Raw genomic sequence first — 18,243 nt, 5'->3', positions numbered from 1 at the left:
CAGTTGCGACCTTTTAAAACAATAATAGTGATTATATTACCACTTTTTCTTTTCACCAAAGAGCACGTCCATATCCTCTTCGCGCTGTTTGTCGAGGATTTGTTGTTGCTCAGATGCGTTTTGAGTCTGACGGCGTTTTTCGAGGTCGTCAAACATGGTTTTTAACTTCTCTTTAGCTTGCACTGAGTATGGGTCATTTTTAGTACTCAGTACATCAAGCCCTTTACGCAGTAACTGAATGGCAGTGCCTGGTTGTCCACGTACAATCGCATCATTTGAACGCTTGATGACGTTTTCGATGTTAATACGAATTTGAATGGTCTCGAGGCGTGCGTTTTCTGCAACATAGGCTTCGGTATCAAAACGACCTTTGTTGTGTTCGTTGCGAATTGTATCGCGTAGGCGTTTCACCAGTTTCAGCATCACAATCGCTTGTTTGTCATTGCTTGGCACCTTAAACGCTGCGCTTTCGCCACCTTGGAAGTTTTCTCGCAAGTTTTCGATTTGCTGTTTTACATGCTCAACCCGCTGTTCTAGTTGCTTGTTCTTAGGATCAAGCTCATGCATATTTTGCACAGCATCAAGAATACGGTTGTTCAGGCAAAGCAGCAGGCTCTTGCTGTACGGCATGTGATGGGCGTGTCCGATCAGCTCTTCGGTGGCATCGATAATCGCGATATAACGTGCACTTTCTTGCTTTTTCGCTGTGGCGACTTTTGCGTTGTACTGCAGGATGATGTTGTAACCCAGCACGAGTACCAACAAAATCGCTACAAGAGCAATGATTAAACCAATATTCATAAATTCCGTTATCTTATGTTTACTACGGCTAGCCGATAAGAATACACGATTCTGTAGACTGACGGCACCAAAACTTCCTACACACAAACTATTATCACACTGATGAATGTGCGATTGACATCGAAAAACAGTTTTTAGGTTAGAAACTGAGCTTTCGATTGCAAAATTCGTTTATGTAAACCTCAATTGCTTATTGTGTATCGGGCAAACTAGCAATTTAACTACCAATTTACCTAAAGAGACGTTATAACTAAATATTATAAACTATGTAGCGAATCATTTAACCAATCATAGTTGCTACCTAACTTGGTTATATTCACCAGCATATCGATAAGGGATTACGAGGCCAAAGAATGAAGTTACAACAACTGAAGTACATTGTTGAAGTAGTTAACCATAATTTGAATGTCTCAGCGACCGCTGAGAGTTTGTACACTTCACAACCTGGTATTAGCAAACAGGTTCGCTTACTTGAAGATGAGTTAGGTATTCAAATCTTTGAGCGCAGCGGTAAGCATTTAACTCAAGTAACTTCTGCCGGCGAAGAGATCATTCGTATCTCACAAGAAATTCTAGCTCGCGTGGAAAGCATCAAAGCAGTGGCTGGTGAACACACCCATCCAGAAATGGGAACACTCAACATCTCGACCACTCATACTCAGGCCCGCTACGCGCTTCCGGATGTGATTAAGGGCTTTACGGCGCGTTACCCTAAAGTGTCGCTGCACATGCACCAAGGTACGCCAAGCCAAATGTCCGAAGCGATTGCCAAAGGAACGGCTAATTTCGCGATTGCTACTGAAGCTCTGCACCTGTATCAGGATGCGATTATGCTGCCGTGTTACCACTGGAATCGCTCGATTGTTGTCCCCAAAGATCACGCGCTAGCACTGAAATCACACATCACGATTGAAGATCTCGCGACTTACCCATTAGTGACCTATGTGTTTGGCTTTACGGGTCATTCTGAGTTGGATACTGCGTTTAATAAAGTGGGCTTAACCCCACGAGTTGTATTTACCGCCACCGATGCCGATGTCATTAAGACTTACGTGCGTATGGGAATGGGTGTTGGTGTGATTGCAAGTATGGCGATTGATAAGGAGCAAGATGATGATCTTGTCGCTATTGATGCTAGCCATATCTTCGGCGCAAGTACCACCAGTATTGGTTTCCGTCGTGGTACATTCCTTCGTTCTTACATGTTTGACTTTATGGAGCGTTTTGCCCCGCACCTTACGCGTCCTGTCGTGGAGCAGGCGCTGTCACTGAAGTCAAACGCCGAAATTGAAGACATGTTTAAAGACATTGATCTACCCGTGCGATAATTGACTACTCAAATCGAGCACTTCCCTCTAGAATTGGCGCTTGCAATGCCGCCAACTAGAGGGAAGAATGCAAAACCTGTTTCACTCCATAGATACCTATCTAACCCAATATCAAGATTATTGGCGTTTTGAACCCTTCTTTGCCTCAAAGCTACCTCATTTGCCTTGGTTACAGCACAATCCATCGCTTTGTGAATGGCTTAGTCAGTTAACTCCCCAGCAAGTTGAGTATTACAAGCAAAATGGCGATGCATTAACTCAAGCTTGTGCCCCATTTTTCCCTAAGTTGATTCACTTCCTTGAGCAACTTCGTTTACCGCAAGTCTCTTTGTCTGGTTTACAACTGGAACGGGGGATTGATACCGGTGTTCCTGGACGTAAGTTGCAACAAATACTCGCGATGGGTGAGTCTGCTCTGCAGTTAAAAGCGGGGACTGAATGGTTGGAGTGGTGTTCAGGTAAAGGATTTCTCGGGCGTATTCTCGCCAGTCAAAGCCAACAAAAAGTCACCAGTTTTGAGTTTCAACAGGCACTGTGTGAGTCTGGGCAAGCCGAAGCGATTAAGCAGAAATTACCCATGCAGTTTATCCAAGGCGATGCGTTTGCGGAAGAATCGATAGGTGTCTTTAATCGCCAACAGCACGCTGTAGCATTGCATGCTTGCGGCGATCTGCATGTCAGTTTGATCGATAAAGCCGTCAAGAGCCAATTGCCTGCAATCAGCCTGTCACCATGTTGTTATCATCTGATTCAATCAGAAAGTTATCAAGCGCTGTCGCAACCGGCAAAACAGTCGGCATTGCGTTTAAGTAAGTCAGAGTTGCGTATCCCATTGCAAGAGTTGGTGACTGGTGGTGAGCGAGTCAAACGCCATCGACTTGAGGAGATGAGTTACCGTTTAGGTTTCGATATTTTGTTGCAAGAAAAACTCGCTTTGTCCGAATATGTGCCGATTCCAAGCATTAAAAAATCGCAACTGAGTGAGGGCTTCGAGTCATTTTGCCACTGGGCAGCGACAGAAAAAGACTTAGTGTTACCCGCCTTTGACAGTGAGGAATATCTGGCGAAAGGAGAACTGCGCTTTTGGCGTATGGAAAAACTTAGCTTGGTACAGCAACTGTTTAAGCGTGGTCTGGAGTTGTGGCTTGTACTCGATAAAGCCATCTATTTGCAGCAACACGGTTATCAAGTCACGCTACGAGAGTTTTGTGGCCGTGACGTGACGCCACGCAACATTTTGCTTCAGGCGAATAGACAGGCAGATTAAGACATCGCGATTTGCTGATTTTTGTTGCTTTGATGTTAAAACTCACTTCCCATTTGAGGAAGTTATTGGTAATAATGATGGTGACGTACAAAAAGTACGCAGAAAAATACTAATTATATAAAGCCAACTCGATTGGCGAAAACACAACATCCCCATCATTGCTTAAATCAAGGAGTTAAGATGAAAGCAGGCAAAGCAATCGCAACTGCCGTTCTTGCAGGTATCGCATTATTATCGTCGCAAAGCGTTATGGCAAAAACAGCCAAAGTTGCCGTATCTCAAATTGTTGAACACCCCGCACTGGATGCAACACGTCAAGGTTTGGTTGATGGCCTTAAAGCGAAAGGCTATGAACAAGGTAAGAATCTTGATTTTGACTACAAAACAGCACAGGGCAACCCTGCTATAGCGGTGCAAATTGCCCGCCAATATGTGGGTGAAAGACCAGATGTCTTGGTTGGTATCGCGACGCCTACCGCTCAAGCTCTTGTCTCTGCGACGCGGGATATTCCTGTCGTCTTTACCGCTGTGACAGACCCCGTTGGTGCCAAATTGGTGAGCCAGTTGGCGCAGCCGGGTAAGAATGTTACTGGTCTGTCTGACCTATCTCCCGTTGGTCAACATGTGCAGTTGATTCAAGAGATCCTACCGAATGTGAAGTCAATTGGCGTAGTGTTTAACCCGGGTGAAGCCAATGCGGTGACTTTGGTTGAGTTGCTAAAACAGCACGCGCAGCAGCAAGGTATTGAAGTGGTTGAGGCGACAGCACTAAAAAGTGCGGATGTTCAATCAGCAACCCAAGCGATTGCGGCAAAATCAGATGTTATCTATGCGCCAACTGACAATACCGTTGCAAGTGCGATTGAAGGAATGATCGTCGCTGCCAATCAAGCTAAAACGCCAGTCCTTGGTGGGGCAACGTCTTATGTTGAGAAAGGTGCCATCGCCAGCTTAGGTTTTGACTACTACCAAGTAGGGGTTCAAACGGCAGATTACGTTGCCGAGATCCTCGAGGGTAAGCAACCCGGTGAGCTGGATGTCAAAGTCGCCAAAGGTTCGGATCTTGTGGTCAACCTTACTGCGGCAGATAAGCTAGGCATTGAGCTTCCTCAATCTGTTCTAGAGCGCGCAACGAAAAGCGTTAAGTAAACCGACATCGTATTAAATAGGGCGGGTGGCTTTGTCGCTCGTCCTACTTAAGCAGAAAGGGAGTTTTTATGTCTGCTTTTGCTTTTTTCGGTGCGCTTGAAATAGGACTTGTCTACGGTTTGGTGGCGCTTGGCGTCTACCTGACCTTTCGCGTACTCGATTTTCCTGATCTGAGCGTTGATGGTAGCTTCCCCATGGGAGCTGCGGTTGCCGCGACAGCCATCGTTGCTGGTATCGACCCTTGGGTTGCGACGGGCATGGCGATCATAGCTGGGGCCATGACTGGCTGGGTGACGGCTTTTCTTGCGGTTAAATGTGGCATTTTGCACCTATTAGCCTCAATTCTTACCATGATCGCCGCATTTTCTATCAATATCCGCATTATGGGACGGCCCAATATGGCGTTACTCGGGGAAGAAACCATTTTGACTCCGTTTGAAACTATGGGTGATCCCGTATTAATGCGCCCGCTGGTGGTTGGGGTGTTGGTTCTGTTTTCAGCTTGGTTTGTGGTCAGGCTGCTAAACAGTGATTTTGGCTTGGGGCTGCGCGCGACAGGCGTGAATGCACGTATGGTTTCAGCGCAAGGCGCGAGTACGTCGTTTTATACCTACTTCGGTTTGGCGCTCTCTAATGGCTTTGTTGGTTTTGCTGGTGCACTGTTTGCTCAAACCAATAGCTTTGCGGATGTGACCTCAGGAACGGGTACGATTGTCGTCGGTCTTGCGGCGGTGATTTTGGGACAAACCTTAATTCCGGGGCGTAAAATCTGGATAGCGGTGGTTGCCGTTATTGTTGGTTCGGTTCTCTACCGTTTGGCGGTGGCGTTTGCCTTGAGTACTGGCATGTTTGGTTTGCAAGCGTCAGACCTCAACTTAGTCACAGCGGTATTGGTCGCAATGGCACTGATAGCCCCTAAGATTCGCAGCCATTATCGGGCAAAAAAGCCACGTAGCGTCGGTATCAGCAGCACCGGCGCCAAAGGATCAGGAGAAGCGGTATGATTCGTTTAGATGATATTCAAGTGACTTTTAACCCCGGCACGATTTTGGAAAATCGGGCCTTGAAGGGAGTGAGTCTTGAGGTGCCTGAACACCAATTTTTGACTGTGATCGGCTCCAATGGGGCGGGGAAATCGACTTTATTAGGTGCGGTGACTGGTGAAACCCCAATGGTTGGCGGACGGGTAGTGATTGATGAGCAAGATGTGACACGTCAAACCGTGGCGCAACGGGCGACTCGGTGTGCGCGTGTGTTCCAAGACCCGCTGGCTGGAACGTGTGGTGACTTGACCATTGAAGAGAACATGGCACTCGCTTATATGCGTGGCAAGCGGCGAGGGTGGAGTCATTCCTTATCTACCAACCGACGTAAATTGTTCCAAGAACGCATCAGTATTTTGGGGTTAGGTTTAGAAGATCGTTTAGGGGACAACATTGGTCTACTTTCTGGTGGTCAGCGGCAAGCAGTGAGCTTGGTGATGGCAACATTGTCAGACAGTAAATTGCTTTTGCTTGATGAGCACACCGCAGCCCTCGATCCACGTATGGCAGCGTTTATCATCGATCTCACGAAGCGTATCGTAGCCGAATTTAACCTTACGGTGATGATGGTCACTCACTCAATGAAAGATGCATTAGCGTGCGGTGATCGAACCGTTATGTTGCATCAAGGCGAGATTGTTCTTGATGTAACGGGTGAACAGCGCGCAAATATGGGAGTGCCTGATTTACTGGAGATGTTCTCCAAAGTACGAGGTGAAGAGTTGGCGGATGATAGTCTGTTGTTGAATTAGATATCAGTCTATATACCCGTGACTAGAGACAATAAAGCCCATCGAGTGATGGGCTTTATTTGTTATGCGGCGACGAGTTGATCGCGGTAGCGTTGCAGATGCTCAACGATCGGCGCGGCTTTGTTGAAAGTGCGAATTTCACGGAATAACTCGGCAGCTTCAGGGTATTGGTTACGCAAATATGCGAACCATTGTTTAATACGGTTTGGGTAGTAGAGCCCTTTGTCGCCTTTGATTTCGTATTGTGAATAAACCAACATCAATTCGACAACTTCCGACCATGGCATCACAGTGGCGTTATGTTTCACGACATTGCCAAGGTTTGGCACATTGAATGCGCCGCGACATACCATCAGTGAATCGATGCCAGTTGTGGCAATACAGTTCTGACCATCTTGATAGTTCCAAATCTCACCATTGGCGATTAAGGGAATCGAACTACGTTGGCGAATTTGATTGATATAGTCCCACTTAATCTCACTCGCTTTATATCCACCTTCTTTGGTGCGGGCGTGAACAGTCAGTTCGTTAGCGCCAGCAGATTCAATGGCACTAACGATTTCAAAACAGTCATCAGGGTTTTCCCAACCAAGGCGAATCTTTGCTGTGACAGGAATGCGCTCATCAACCGCTTCTCGACAAGCTTTTACAACGCGATGAATCAGCTCAGGGTGCTGCAACAAAGCGGCGCCCCCTTTGCTCTTGTTAACCAGTTTAGCGGGGCAGCCAAAGTTTAAATCGATGCCTTTCGCGCCAAGTTCTGCCGCCATGACGGCGTTTTCAGCCATCCAGTGAGGGTCTTGACCAAGTAACTGAATGTGGACTGGCACACCCGACTTGGTTTGTGATCCTTGCTCAAGTTCAGGGCAGAGACGTTTAAATACATGTTCTGGTAGGCGTTGATCGACAACTCGCACAAACTCAGTGACACACAAATCGTAGTCATTGATGTCGGTGAGAATCTCACGCATTAGGTGATCCAAAACGCCCTCCATAGGGCCCAAAACAACTCGCATAAAAAACGCCTCCAGTTAGGGAGGCGTGATTTTAGAGTGATGCGCGTCAAATGTCACGTAAGCTATTTGGAAGGTTTCGCCACGCTTCTCGTGGTTTCACCAGTCACGGGATTGTAGTAGAGAGCAGGTAGCTCCTCTTTCGCTTCAAAACCCTTGGTGTAATAGTAGTAGCATTGGTTTCCAGTATACCAAGAGACAATATCGTTTTTATTACCGTATACAGGGTCACTGTCTTTATGTGGTGTGATGGTTAGATCAGTATTGAGTAACGACTGCCAAACATCGAGACAATCACTACCATGAATTTGATCGGTTCCTTGGTTCGTTGAGCGATCTTTTGTCAGCGGGTAGCCGGTGCTTGAGGGGTATATATCGCCAGTCCCGTAATCAACCACGTCTTTTGTTTCGCCTTGGGTTAGCCATTTCGAGTGATATAACTGAATGGCATTATCCAAACTGGCAAAAGCCGCATCCGCGCGGGCAAGATGAGCATCGCGTTGGTAGTTTAAATATCGTGGCAGGGCAACCACCGCCAACACTGCTAGTATCACAATTATGACGACTAGCTCTATAAGGGTAAAACCAGAGTTTTTGTTGTTTTTCATCGTATTCAAGCAGCAAATTATAAATGTAAGTAAATGTTTCGCTGAAATAATGCACTATTATTGATGGAATAAACAGTCAATTTTTCGTCAAGTGTCAGACAACGAACAAAAAAAGTGCTCAGATTCTGCTCAATACTGAGTAATACATTCATCTGCTATTCATCACCAGTTTGTTAGGTTGAAAATCAAGCGACATAGAGTGATGGGGGCATTAACCGTGACCCTGTAGGCTTCACGGGGTATAATCGCCACTCTGTTCATAAATTAGATTGCAAAATGAATTACCAACTTATCGCATTAGCTAATACTCAATGCCAAGAATCCCAACTATTTATTGAAGGCGTCACCCTTGCCGCAAATATGGCAACTAAGCCTTTGCAACCAGAAGCGTGGTTGGAGCAAGTATTTGGCGACAATGCCGATGAGCTATCTAAGCCGATGGTTGGGCAAATCAACCATCAGTACAGCTTCCTCAAGCGAAATGAATACTCATTGCTTGACTTGGTTGCTGGAGAACATCAAGCGGAACAGCTAGCAGACTTTGCTGAAGGCTTTATGTCGTTGTGGCCAATCATCGAACCACAATGGCTTGAAACCAATATCAGTGATGGTACCTTGCGTATGCTGCAAGCGTTGTTAACCACATTAATGCTCGCCATTGACGAAGAGCAAACCCAAGCTCAAATGAAACAAGCTGGGGTTGAGACCCCACCAGCTCTTGCTGATTTTGTTGACCAACTGGACTTGATGGTCAATGAAGTGGCTCAAGCAGCCGATGAGGCGTTGGTTGGTGCAAAAGGGCAAAGTGTCAACCCATACAAAGAAGTGGGACGTAACGACCCATGTACTTGTGCAAGCGGTAAAAAATTTAAACAGTGCTGTGGCAAGTAACCGCAACTATGTTGACTTTATTCGGTCATAACTGACACAGAAATTGGTTATAACCTTTGAACCGAAAGCATTCAGGAAAGAATTAAATGAAAAAAACACTGTTACTGTTATTGGCGAGTTTTTCCGTTTGGGCATCACCGCAACAAGAGTTAAGTGAACGCCTTCAACTGACCGATGGTTTTAGTGCCAATTTTGCCCAACAGGTGAAAAGTCCTGAAGGTGAAGTGGTCATGGAAGGGCAAGGCAAGGTTGAAATTGCTCGACCAAGTTTGTTCCGCTGGACCACGACACTGCCTGATGAAAACGTATTGGTTTCCGATGGCAAAACGCTGTGGTATTACAGTCCGTTTATCGAGCAAGTCAGCATTTATTGGCAAGAACAAGCGACTGAGCAAACACCTTTTGTATTGTTGACGCGCAATCGCGCTAGCGACTGGGATAACTACAAGGTGGCGCAGCAAGGTGATGTATTCACATTAACGCCAACGGCAGTAGACAGTAATCAAGGGCAATTCAAACTAGAAATCAATCAGAAAGGGGCGGTTAAAGGGTTTAGCGTGATAGAGCAAGACGGACAAACCAGCGCATTTACTTTCTCCAATATTGATTTAAGTAAACCAAGTGCTAATCGCTTCACTTTCATCATTCCTGAAGGTGTAGAGGTTGATGACCAAAGGAACTAACAAGTGAGTAATTACTCGTTTGATTTTTCAGGGGACGAAGATTTTCGTCCCCTTGCTGCTAGAATGCGGCCGCAAACACTTGACCAATATATTGGTCAGCAACATATCCTTGGTGAAGGTAAGCCGCTGCGTCGTGCGTTAGAAGCCGGTCATATTCACTCAATGATCTTGTGGGGACCGCCAGGCACGGGGAAAACAACATTAGCCGAAGTGGCTGCCAATTACGCGAATGCTGAAGTAGAGCGCGTTTCTGCTGTGACCTCTGGGGTAAAAGAGATCCGCGCGGCTATTGAGCGTGCGCGAGAAAACAAGCTGGCAGGTCGGCGTACTATCTTGTTTGTTGATGAGGTCCATCGCTTCAATAAATCACAGCAAGACGCGTTTTTGCCGCATATTGAAGATGGTACGGTTACCTTTATTGGTGCCACCACAGAAAATCCCTCTTTTGAGCTCAATAACGCACTGTTATCACGCGCTCGAGTGTACAAGCTGACCTCCCTCGCGACGGAAGATATCCATCAGGCACTTCAGCAAGCCATCAACGACCAAGAGCGAGGTCTTGGTAAGATTGAGGCAAACTTTGCTGATAACGTGCTTGATAGACTGGCAGAACTCGTGAATGGCGATGCGCGTATGTCACTCAACTATCTTGAGTTGCTCTACGATATGGCTCAAGACAATGCGCATGGCGAAAAACAGATCACCTTGCAGTTGTTGGCGGAAGTTGCTGGTGAAAAGGTGGCGCGTTTCGATAACAAAGGTGACATTTGGTATGACCTGATTTCGGCTGTGCATAAATCGATTCGTGGTTCCAATCCTGATGGGGCGCTTTACTGGGCAGCACGAATGATCGCTGCGGGTTGTGATCCTCTCTACATTGCGCGTCGCTTATTGGCGATTGCTTCCGAAGATGTCGGTAACGCTGACCCACGAGCAATGCAAGTCGCACTTTCTGCATGGGATTGTTTTACCCGCGTTGGCCCTGCTGAGGGAGAGCGTGCGATCGCTCAAGCGATCGTTTATCTAGCTTGTGCGCCAAAAAGTAATGCCGTTTATACTGCTTGGAAACAAGCTCTCACCGATGCGCATAACTTGCCAGAGTACGAAGTGCCACACCACTTACGCAATGCGCCAACGCATTTAATGAAAGATTTAGGCTATGGAGCCGAGTATCGCTACGCTCATGATGAGCCGGGCGCATACGCTGCTGGTGAGCAATATTTACCCCCAGAAATGTTAGGAACCCGTTACTATCAGCCGACAAATCGAGGCTTAGAGACCAAAATTGGCGAAAAGTTAGATTACTTGGCTAATTTAGATGCAAATAGCCCACAAAAGCGCTATGAAAAGCCGTGATTTTTGGATACATTTGTTCGGTTAATTTTTTAGTGTGCACGCATGATGCGAGCGCGCGATTTCACAACTCAAAGCATAGGATTAACAATGCTGGATTCTAAATTACTTCGTACAGAGCTGGATGAAACAGCTGCTAAACTGGCGCGTCGAGGCTTTAAGCTAGACGTAGAGACAATCCGTACACTTGAAGAACAACGTAAGTCCATTCAAGTAGAAGTTGAAAATTTACAATCCACGCGTAACTCCATCTCCAAGCAAATCGGTCAACTAATGGCTGCTGGCGATAAAGAGGGTGCTGAAGCGATCAAACAGCAAATCGGTACTCTTGGTAGCGATCTTGATGCAAAGAAAGTTGAATTAGACGCAGTGATGGCAAAACTGGAAGAGATCACTATGTCTCTACCAAACATCCCTGCCGATGAAGTGCCAGATGGTCAAGATGAAAACGACAACGTAGAGATTTCTCGTTGGGGTGAGCCAAAGACTTATGATTTCGATCTGAAAGATCACGTTGATCTTGGCGAAATGGGTGACGGTCTTGATTTCGCTAGCGCAGTAAAAATTACTGGTGCACGTTTCATCGTGATGAAAGGTCAATTTGCACGTCTGCACCGTGCAATCGCTCAGTTTATGTTGGATCTTCATACTGAAGAGCACGGCTACACAGAAATGTACGTGCCTTACCTAGTGAACGCAGACAGCCTATTTGGTACAGGTCAGCTACCTAAGTTTGGTAAAGACCTATTCCACACTGAGCCACTAGTGGAAAAAGTGAACGATGAAGAACCTCGTAAACTGTCATTGATCCCAACGGCAGAAGTACCGGTAACGAACCTAGTGCGTGACACCATCTCTGAAGAAGCTGATCTTCCACTTAAGATGACGGCTCACACACCATGTTTCCGTTCAGAGGCAGGTTCTTACGGTCGTGATACACGCGGTCTTATCCGTATGCACCAGTTCGACAAAGTTGAGCTTGTGCAAATCACAAAACCTGAAGACTCAATGGCGGCGCTAGAAGAACTAACTGGTCACGCAGAGAAAGTTCTACAACTTCTAGAACTGCCTTACCGTAAAGTTGTACTGTGTACTGGCGATATGGGCTTTGGCTCACGCAAAACTTACGACTTAGAAGTATGGGTACCAGCTCAAGAAACTTACCGTGAAATTTCATCTTGCTCAAACATGTGGGATTTCCAAGCTCGTCGCATGCAAGCGCGTTTCCGTCGTAAAGGCGAGAAAAAGCCTGAACTTGTGCACACGCTAAACGGTTCTGGCCTAGCGGTTGGTCGTACTATGGTTGCGATTCTTGAGAACAACCAAGAAGCTGATGGTCGTATTCGCATTCCAACAGCACTGCAAAAATACATGGCTGGCGCTGAGTACATCGGCGGTTAGTTCCAGTATTGATGATGAAACCGGCTTGCGAGCCGGTTTTTTTTCGCATAATCAAATCGTAGAGTGTGTGATAGACAATGACAGAATTTGACAAAATGATTGCAGGGGAAGCATTTGATGGTGGAGATGCTTCAGTTGACTCGGTGCGTAATCATGCTTCATTACTGCTGGCAGAACTGAACGGTGCGACGGATGATACTCGTCGCAGTGAGCTCTATCAGCAGCTTTTCCACCACTATGGAACAGGTAGTATTATTCGCTCGCCATTTTTCTGTGAGTTTGGTCAGACGATTGAGATTGGTGCAAAAACCTTTATCAACATGAATGCGACCTTTTTAGATGGCGCTCCGATTAAGATTGGCAATCATGTGCTGATAGGCCCCAATGCCCAGTTTTATACCGCCAGTCATTCTCTTGACCATATGAGCAGACGCAATTGGGAAACCTTTTGTAAACCGATTGTGGTTGAAGACGATGTTTGGATTGGAGGAAACGTGGTGATTAATCAAGGGGTGACGATCGGAGCTCGTTCCGTGATAGCCGCGAACTCTGTTGTGACTAAAGATGTCGAGCCAGATTGCCTTTACGGTGGAACACCAGCTAAGTTGATACGCCGTTTACAAGCAGCAGAAAAATAGCGCAGTGATCACAGTTAAACTTGAATTTTCTCGCGGAGTGAGAAAATAAATTTAAGTCAAGTCGCGCTCAGGTGGTCAAACTGGCATCATGGTCACTCAGCCCTATTCTGGGCTTGTGGCTTACCTCCAAGCCCCTTTAATTAATTGAATGCACTGTGAGCGCCTATAGTGAAATCGGAACGAAAAGCAGCAACCATACTTGTAATTGCGACGATCTTGTCGGCATTGGGGTGGATCTTTTCCAAAGAGACGATTCAGGGCCTACCACCGTTTGGATTTGTTGGATTACGTTTTCTCACCGCTTCGCTGTGTCTTTTGCCGTTCTGTTTAGGCTCTTTGCGCCGTGCAAGTTGGCGTGATATCCGTTCGGCAGCGTTAGTCGGCTGTTTGCTGGCAACGGCGTTAATGAGCTGGATTCATGCCATTTCGATTAGCGACACGCTGGGGGAAGGGGCATTTATCTTAAGCCTCTCAATGCTCATGGTGCCTTTTGTCGCTTGGATCTTGTTTGGGCAAAGGCCGAAGCGCATTTTTTGGGTTTCACTGCCGATAGCCATTAGCGGTTTGGCATTTCTGTCACTGAAGGACGGTTGGCAAAGTTCGAGTAGCCAACTGTGGTTTTTGTTTAATGCGGTTATATTGGCGCTGCACTTTAATGTGAACAGCAAATACTCACAAACGTTGCCCATTTTGTTGTTAACTTGCATTCAACTGTTTGTCACCGGTGTCATTGGTTTGAGTGCCAGCGTGATGTTTGAATCCGTGCCCGTGCACATAGAACCATCTATTTGGGGTTGGTTTACCGCCAGTACCATCTTAGCCACGGCATTACGGTATGTGATGCAAACCACCGCGCAAAAACAGATAATCCCTGGAAACGCTGCACTTATCATGATTCTTGAACCAATCTGGACCGTGTTTTTGAGCATTGCTTGGTATGGCGAGCAGATGTCTTTAAATAAGATGGTTGGTTGCGGGCTTATCTTATTTGCTTTAATCCTATATCGCACCGATGGAAAAGTGACAACCTTGTTTCAACGAGGTTAAGCTTGCGCCAGTTATCCCTCTTTGTATCACCTCCTTATTATCGGTAATGTTACGACAAGCATTTATTTATCTCTGTGAAATAAAGCCTTTGTCACCGATAAAACTGCTAAACCGGGAAAACGCCATATTCTATTTCGCCTTAATGTGATGCACATAAAATTCGCATTACATATATGTTGCAAATGTTTCATCATGAAGTGATCGATGTATGGTTGCTAGGGGTGAAATGTGTCTTAAAAGTGAACAATTGATTTCCATCAATTTTGTAGGGGATTGCTGTGTTAACTTGACCGCAATTATAAAAACTTAGGGCTTATAGCACGCGAGTAAGGCAGTGGTGTTTTCTTTCGTGCATGTGAGCCCAGTTGTAAAACAAGCCCTATAAGGAAATAACAATGAAAAAAGCAATATGTTGTCTCGCTGTACTTACTGCTCTAAGTTCTGCCCAAGCGTTTGCCCATAAAGAAGGTGATTTTATTGTCCGTGCTGGTGCCGCGATGGTCTCACCTAATGAAAGTAGTGGTAATATCGCAGGAGTTCCGGGTACCGAGTTTGGTGTTGATTCAAATACTCAGCTTGGTTTGACGATTGGTTATATGTTGACGGATAACATCAGCGTAGAACTGCTTGCCGCAACGCCTTTCCAGCATAAAATTTCTTCTAATCTTACAGGTGTAGATGGCGATATTGGTGAAATTAAGCACTTACCACCGACCTTAATGTTGCAATACTACTTTGGTGAAGCGAACAGCAAGTTGCGTCCTTATGTTGGGGCGGGTTTAAACTATACCTTCTTCTTTGATGAAGAAGTGGTTGGGAAAGGTGTCGGTACCGTCTCTAACCTGTCACTTGATGATTCGTTTGGGTTAGCGGCTAACGTGGGTATTGACTATATGATCAACGATAATTGGTTTATCAATACATCAGTCTGGTACGCTGATATTGATACCGAAGCAAGTTACGATGTTGGCGCAACAAGGGTCACCACTGATGTCGACATCGACCCGTGGGTGTTTATGATTGCGGGTGGCTATAAGTTTTAACGTTAACGATGTGAGATAGACAAAAGCCGACATAGATGTCGGCTTTTTTGGTTCTTGCTGACGAGTATAGTGGGAACTAGATGCTCATTTCACCGCGCAATACACGTTGCATTTCCACTTTCACCTCTTCGTAGCTTAAATCTTGACTAAGCAGGAAGTGAAGTTTTGCCAGCGCCGCTTCAGGTGTCATATCGTAACCGCTAATCACGCCTGCCTCTGCAAGCGCACAGCCTGTAGCGTAACCGCCCATATTGACTTTGCCTGCCAAACATTGAGTTAAGTTGACGACGATAACACCGCGCTCAGAAGCATCTTTAAGCTGTGCCAATAACTGCGGGTTTTGCGGCGCGTTACCAACACCAAAAGTGAGCAAAATCATCGCATTAACTGGTTGCAGTAGCGTGTTGCGAATCACCTCATGGGAGATGCCTGGATACATGGTGATTACACCAATAGGTTGCGGCGTAATATCATGGACTTTAAATGGGCCTTCCGGCACTTCACCAACATTCACATTATTGCTGACTTGAATGTTGATCCCCGCTTCGAGTAGCGGTGGCAAGTTAGGTGAAGTAAAGGCATTAAAACCGTCTGCGTGAGACTTGGTACTGCGATTGCCGCGCATCAACTTATTGTTGAAGAACAGAGTGACTTCGTTGATGGGGTAGTTCGCCGCTAGATGCAGCGCATTCAATAGATTTGCCTGGCCATCCGAGCGCAGTTCCGCCAAAGGTATTTGTGAACCAGTAATGATTACCGGTTTGCCGAGATTCTCGAGCATAAATGACAGTGCTGACGCGGTATAAGCCATGGTGTCTGTACCATGCAAAATCACAAAACCGTCATATTTATCATAGTTATCACGGATATCGTCCGCGATCTGCTGCCAATCGGCTGGCGTCATATCGGAAGAGTCGATAAGCGGCTCGTACTCATGAATGGTGAATTCTGGCATTTCAGGGCGGTGGAATTCAGGCATGCTTGCTAACTGTTTCTCCATGAAGCCAGCAACTGGTACATAGCCGTGGTCATGGGATTTCTGCATACCAATGGTACCGCCAGTGTAGGCGATATAGATGTGTTTTCTTGCCATTGTTCGAAACCAGTTATTGTTGTAGGGGGAACAGAGGCGGGGATTATATACCCAACTACAGTATAGATGCCATACCGAAAAATGAAGGGGCATATTCTGAAGATATGCCCCTTGTCTACTATTAAGCGGTACTGTTGCTCAGAAAATCAGCGAATCATCCTTACTGAACTTGGCAGTTTAAGCAGAATGTATACTGACCTTTAGGGTCGTTAAAGCTCTGCATTAGCGTCATATCTTGGCTGAGTTGCTGAGCCGCAGGCTGTAGTGCAGCCGGAACAAACGCAGAAATATCCAGTCCGAGAGAGACGCGAACTTGATTCATAAAATCTTGGATAAATTGCTGCGCTGGAGAGAGAGGCTCCTCAACCCAGTAAATGTTGTAGCTATCCAACTCTGCCAATTTGGCAGCCAGTGCAACAGCGTCGTCAAAGTCACCCATTTGGTCAACCAAGCCTAAACGCATAGCGTCTTGACCCGTCCAAACACGGCCTTCCGCAATCTCTTCCATCTCGCTTAATGGAATATTGCGATTGCTGCTGACTAAGTTGATGAAGCGGCTATAACCATGCTCAATACCCAGTTGGATTGCATCTGCTGCTTTCTCTGGTATGCCCGTCGTAACACCAATACCTGATAGTGGTGTAGTACCAATACCATCGGTATAAACACCAAGGTTATTCAAGCCTTTCTCGAAGGTGGTGATCACGCTGAAAATACCAATTGAGCCAGTAATCGTGGTTGGCTGAGCAACAATCTTATCGGCACTCATGGAAATCCAGTAGCCACCAGATGCCGCCACACTCGACATCGATACCACCACAGGCTTACCTGCTTGTTTTAGCGCTTCAATCTCATTGCGAATCACTTCAGAGGCAAAGGCACTGCCCCCTGGGCTATCGACACGCAGTACTACCGCTTTCACTTTGTTGTCGTTCCGGGCTTCACGTAGCAGAGAAGCAACGGTATCGCCGCCTACTGTGCCGCGAGGTTGTGAACCATCCATAATGGCGCCACTTGCCACAACGACAGCGACATCGTCGTCATTGACATCAAAGCTAGGCGGAATAGAGGCAAGGTACTCATAGTAATCAACGTATGGGTAGCTATCATTGTCATCGCTGCCGAATACGTCGACCATGGCTTGGCGTACTTGTTGGCGAGTCGCTAACTGGTCAACAAGGCCGAGTTTCAGTGATAGCGCGGCAAGGTCACCATTGGTACTTTTAACCAGTTCAACGAACTCATCCATATTGGGGTTAAGCGTATCGGCATCAATTGAACGGTTGGTTGCCACGTCATCAACAAAGGCACCCCAAAGTTGAGTGAGCCAACGAGAAGCAGACTCTTTCGCTGCATCAGACATATCGTTGCGAATAAAAGGTTCAATCGCAGATTTGTAGGTGCCGACACGGAACACGTGCGTGTTGATGTCCAGTTTCTCAAGTAGTGTCTTGTAGTACATTGAGTAGGCACTATAACCTTTAATCATCACTGCACCATCAGGAGCGAGATAGATTTTGTCTGCATAACTGGCGAGGTAATATTGGCTCTGGTTGTAAAAATCACCAGCGGCGAAAATAGGTTTACCAGACGCTTTAAAATCATTGAGAGCTTTGGCGATGTAACGCAGCTTCGTCAGACTTGTTTCAGGCATATCACGCAGTGACAACACGATACCGGTAATATTTGGGTCATCTTTTGCGTGGCGAATGGTGCTGACGATTTCGTACAACACGTTTTCTCTAGGTAAATCTTGACCAAAAATAGACCCAGTTAATGAGTCCATTGGGTTTTGATAAGTTGCCTGTTCAACGATCGGACCTGAAATATTGACGATCAGTGCTGACTTTTTCGGCGGAGGTGGCGTAACCGTTGACTCGACGTTGGTATACGCAAAGTAAATTAACGCGATAAACGCGAGAAACAGCAGGTTTGCAAGCGCGACGCGAATAAAAGTGACTGCTTTCCATATCCCCTTAAAAAACAGCCCGATGTATTTAAAGATGGTTTTCATTGTATCTCCGCTGTGTTCCCCACAGGTTCTAATGATTAACCTTACATCCTACTGAAACTTAAGGGGTATCACCAGAACCTTTAAATGATTCTTTATTAAATCTAGTCAAGCTTGAATGG

17 protein-coding genes are annotated in these 18,243 nt (G+C 46.2%); 12 read left to right on the top strand and 5 right to left on the bottom strand.

Annotated elements, in window-relative coordinates; translation table 11 throughout:
• Positions 1-36: 36 nt before the first annotated feature.
• Positions 37-801, bottom strand: coding sequence for a DNA repair protein (locus tag GZK95_RS09955; protein WP_075708242.1), 765 nt, complete (start codon positions 799-801; stop codon positions 37-39).
• Between the two features lie 353 nt (positions 802-1,154).
• Here GZK95_RS09955 and cysB point away from each other — a divergent pair, with 353 nt between their 5' ends.
• The 5 genes from cysB (at position 1,155) to GZK95_RS09930 (ending at position 6,340) form a co-directional block, all read left to right on the top strand.
• Positions 1,155-2,129, top strand: coding sequence for an HTH-type transcriptional regulator CysB (gene cysB, locus GZK95_RS09950; RefSeq protein ID WP_075708240.1), 975 nt, complete (start codon positions 1,155-1,157; stop codon positions 2,127-2,129).
• Between the two features lie 67 nt (positions 2,130-2,196).
• Positions 2,197-3,396 (top strand): methyltransferase, encoded by a 1,200-nt coding sequence (locus GZK95_RS09945; protein WP_075716570.1) that lies wholly within the window; start codon positions 2,197-2,199, stop codon positions 3,394-3,396.
• A gap of 180 nt (positions 3,397-3,576) precedes the next feature.
• A complete protein-coding gene (locus GZK95_RS09940) occupies positions 3,577-4,545 on the top strand; it encodes an ABC transporter substrate-binding protein (protein ID WP_075716571.1) in 969 nt (322 codons plus the stop codon).
• Positions 4,546-4,613: 68 nt separating this feature from the next.
• Positions 4,614-5,549: an ABC transporter permease gene (locus tag GZK95_RS09935; RefSeq protein WP_075708234.1), complete on the top strand. Its 936-nt coding sequence runs from the start codon at positions 4,614-4,616 to the stop codon at positions 5,547-5,549.
• A complete protein-coding gene (locus GZK95_RS09930) occupies positions 5,546-6,340 on the top strand; it encodes an ABC transporter ATP-binding protein (protein ID WP_075708232.1) in 795 nt (264 codons plus the stop codon). Before GZK95_RS09935 ends, GZK95_RS09930 begins: the two co-directional genes overlap by 4 nt.
• A 62-nt stretch (positions 6,341-6,402) precedes the next feature.
• Here the strand turns inward: GZK95_RS09930 and dusC are convergent, their stop codons facing one another.
• A complete protein-coding gene (gene dusC, locus GZK95_RS09925) occupies positions 6,403-7,356 on the bottom strand; it encodes a tRNA dihydrouridine(16) synthase DusC (RefSeq protein ID WP_075708230.1) in 954 nt (317 codons plus the stop codon).
• A gap of 62 nt (positions 7,357-7,418) precedes the next feature.
• Positions 7,419-7,961: a type II secretion system protein gene (locus tag GZK95_RS09920; RefSeq protein ID WP_075716572.1), complete on the bottom strand. Its 543-nt coding sequence runs from the start codon at positions 7,959-7,961 to the stop codon at positions 7,419-7,421.
• Positions 7,962-8,237: 276 nt separating this feature from the next.
• Between GZK95_RS09920 and GZK95_RS09915 the strand changes: the two genes are divergently transcribed.
• The 7 genes from GZK95_RS09915 to ompW all read left to right on the top strand — a co-directional run bounded on the left by GZK95_RS09915 (position 8,238) and on the right by ompW (position 15,017).
• Positions 8,238-8,852 (top strand): SEC-C metal-binding domain-containing protein, encoded by a 615-nt coding sequence (locus GZK95_RS09915; protein ID WP_075716573.1) that lies wholly within the window; start codon positions 8,238-8,240, stop codon positions 8,850-8,852.
• 86 nt (positions 8,853-8,938) lie between these two features.
• Positions 8,939-9,535 (top strand): outer membrane lipoprotein chaperone LolA, encoded by a 597-nt coding sequence (gene lolA, locus GZK95_RS09910; RefSeq protein ID WP_075716574.1) that lies wholly within the window; start codon positions 8,939-8,941, stop codon positions 9,533-9,535.
• A gap of 3 nt (positions 9,536-9,538) precedes the next feature.
• Positions 9,539-10,891, top strand: coding sequence for a replication-associated recombination protein A (locus GZK95_RS09905; RefSeq protein WP_075708222.1), 1,353 nt, complete (start codon positions 9,539-9,541; stop codon positions 10,889-10,891).
• 87 nt (positions 10,892-10,978) lie between these two features.
• Positions 10,979-12,289 carry a serine--tRNA ligase gene (gene serS, locus GZK95_RS09900; RefSeq protein WP_075708220.1) on the top strand — a complete coding sequence of 437 codons (1,311 nt, stop codon included), beginning with the start codon at positions 10,979-10,981 and terminating at the stop codon, positions 12,287-12,289.
• Positions 12,290-12,366: 77 nt separating this feature from the next.
• Entirely contained in the window at positions 12,367-12,927 is a 561-nt protein-coding gene (locus GZK95_RS09895) for a sugar O-acetyltransferase (RefSeq protein ID WP_075708218.1), read from the top strand.
• Positions 12,928-13,095: 168 nt separating this feature from the next.
• Entirely contained in the window at positions 13,096-13,974 is an 879-nt protein-coding gene (locus GZK95_RS09890) for a DMT family transporter (RefSeq protein ID WP_075708216.1), read from the top strand.
• A gap of 395 nt (positions 13,975-14,369) precedes the next feature.
• Positions 14,370-15,017 carry an outer membrane protein OmpW gene (gene ompW, locus GZK95_RS09885; RefSeq protein WP_075708213.1) on the top strand — a complete coding sequence of 216 codons (648 nt, stop codon included), beginning with the start codon at positions 14,370-14,372 and terminating at the stop codon, positions 15,015-15,017.
• A gap of 76 nt (positions 15,018-15,093) precedes the next feature.
• Here the strand turns inward: ompW and ansA are convergent, their stop codons facing one another.
• Together ansA and sppA are read right to left on the bottom strand one after the other, a co-directional pair.
• Positions 15,094-16,110: an asparaginase gene (ansA, locus tag GZK95_RS09880; protein ID WP_075708211.1), complete on the bottom strand. Its 1,017-nt coding sequence runs from the start codon at positions 16,108-16,110 to the stop codon at positions 15,094-15,096.
• Positions 16,111-16,270: 160 nt separating this feature from the next.
• A complete protein-coding gene (gene sppA / locus GZK95_RS09875) occupies positions 16,271-18,124 on the bottom strand; it encodes a signal peptide peptidase SppA (protein ID WP_075716575.1) in 1,854 nt (617 codons plus the stop codon).
• Between the last annotated feature and the right edge of the window lie 119 nt (positions 18,125-18,243).

It is taken from the genome of Vibrio panuliri (genome assembly GCF_009938205.1).
Taxonomy (GTDB): Bacteria; Pseudomonadota; Gammaproteobacteria; order Enterobacterales; family Vibrionaceae; genus Vibrio; species Vibrio panuliri.
Note: the sequence above shows the minus strand (reverse complement) of the source record. Positions and strands in the feature narration are given on the sequence as shown.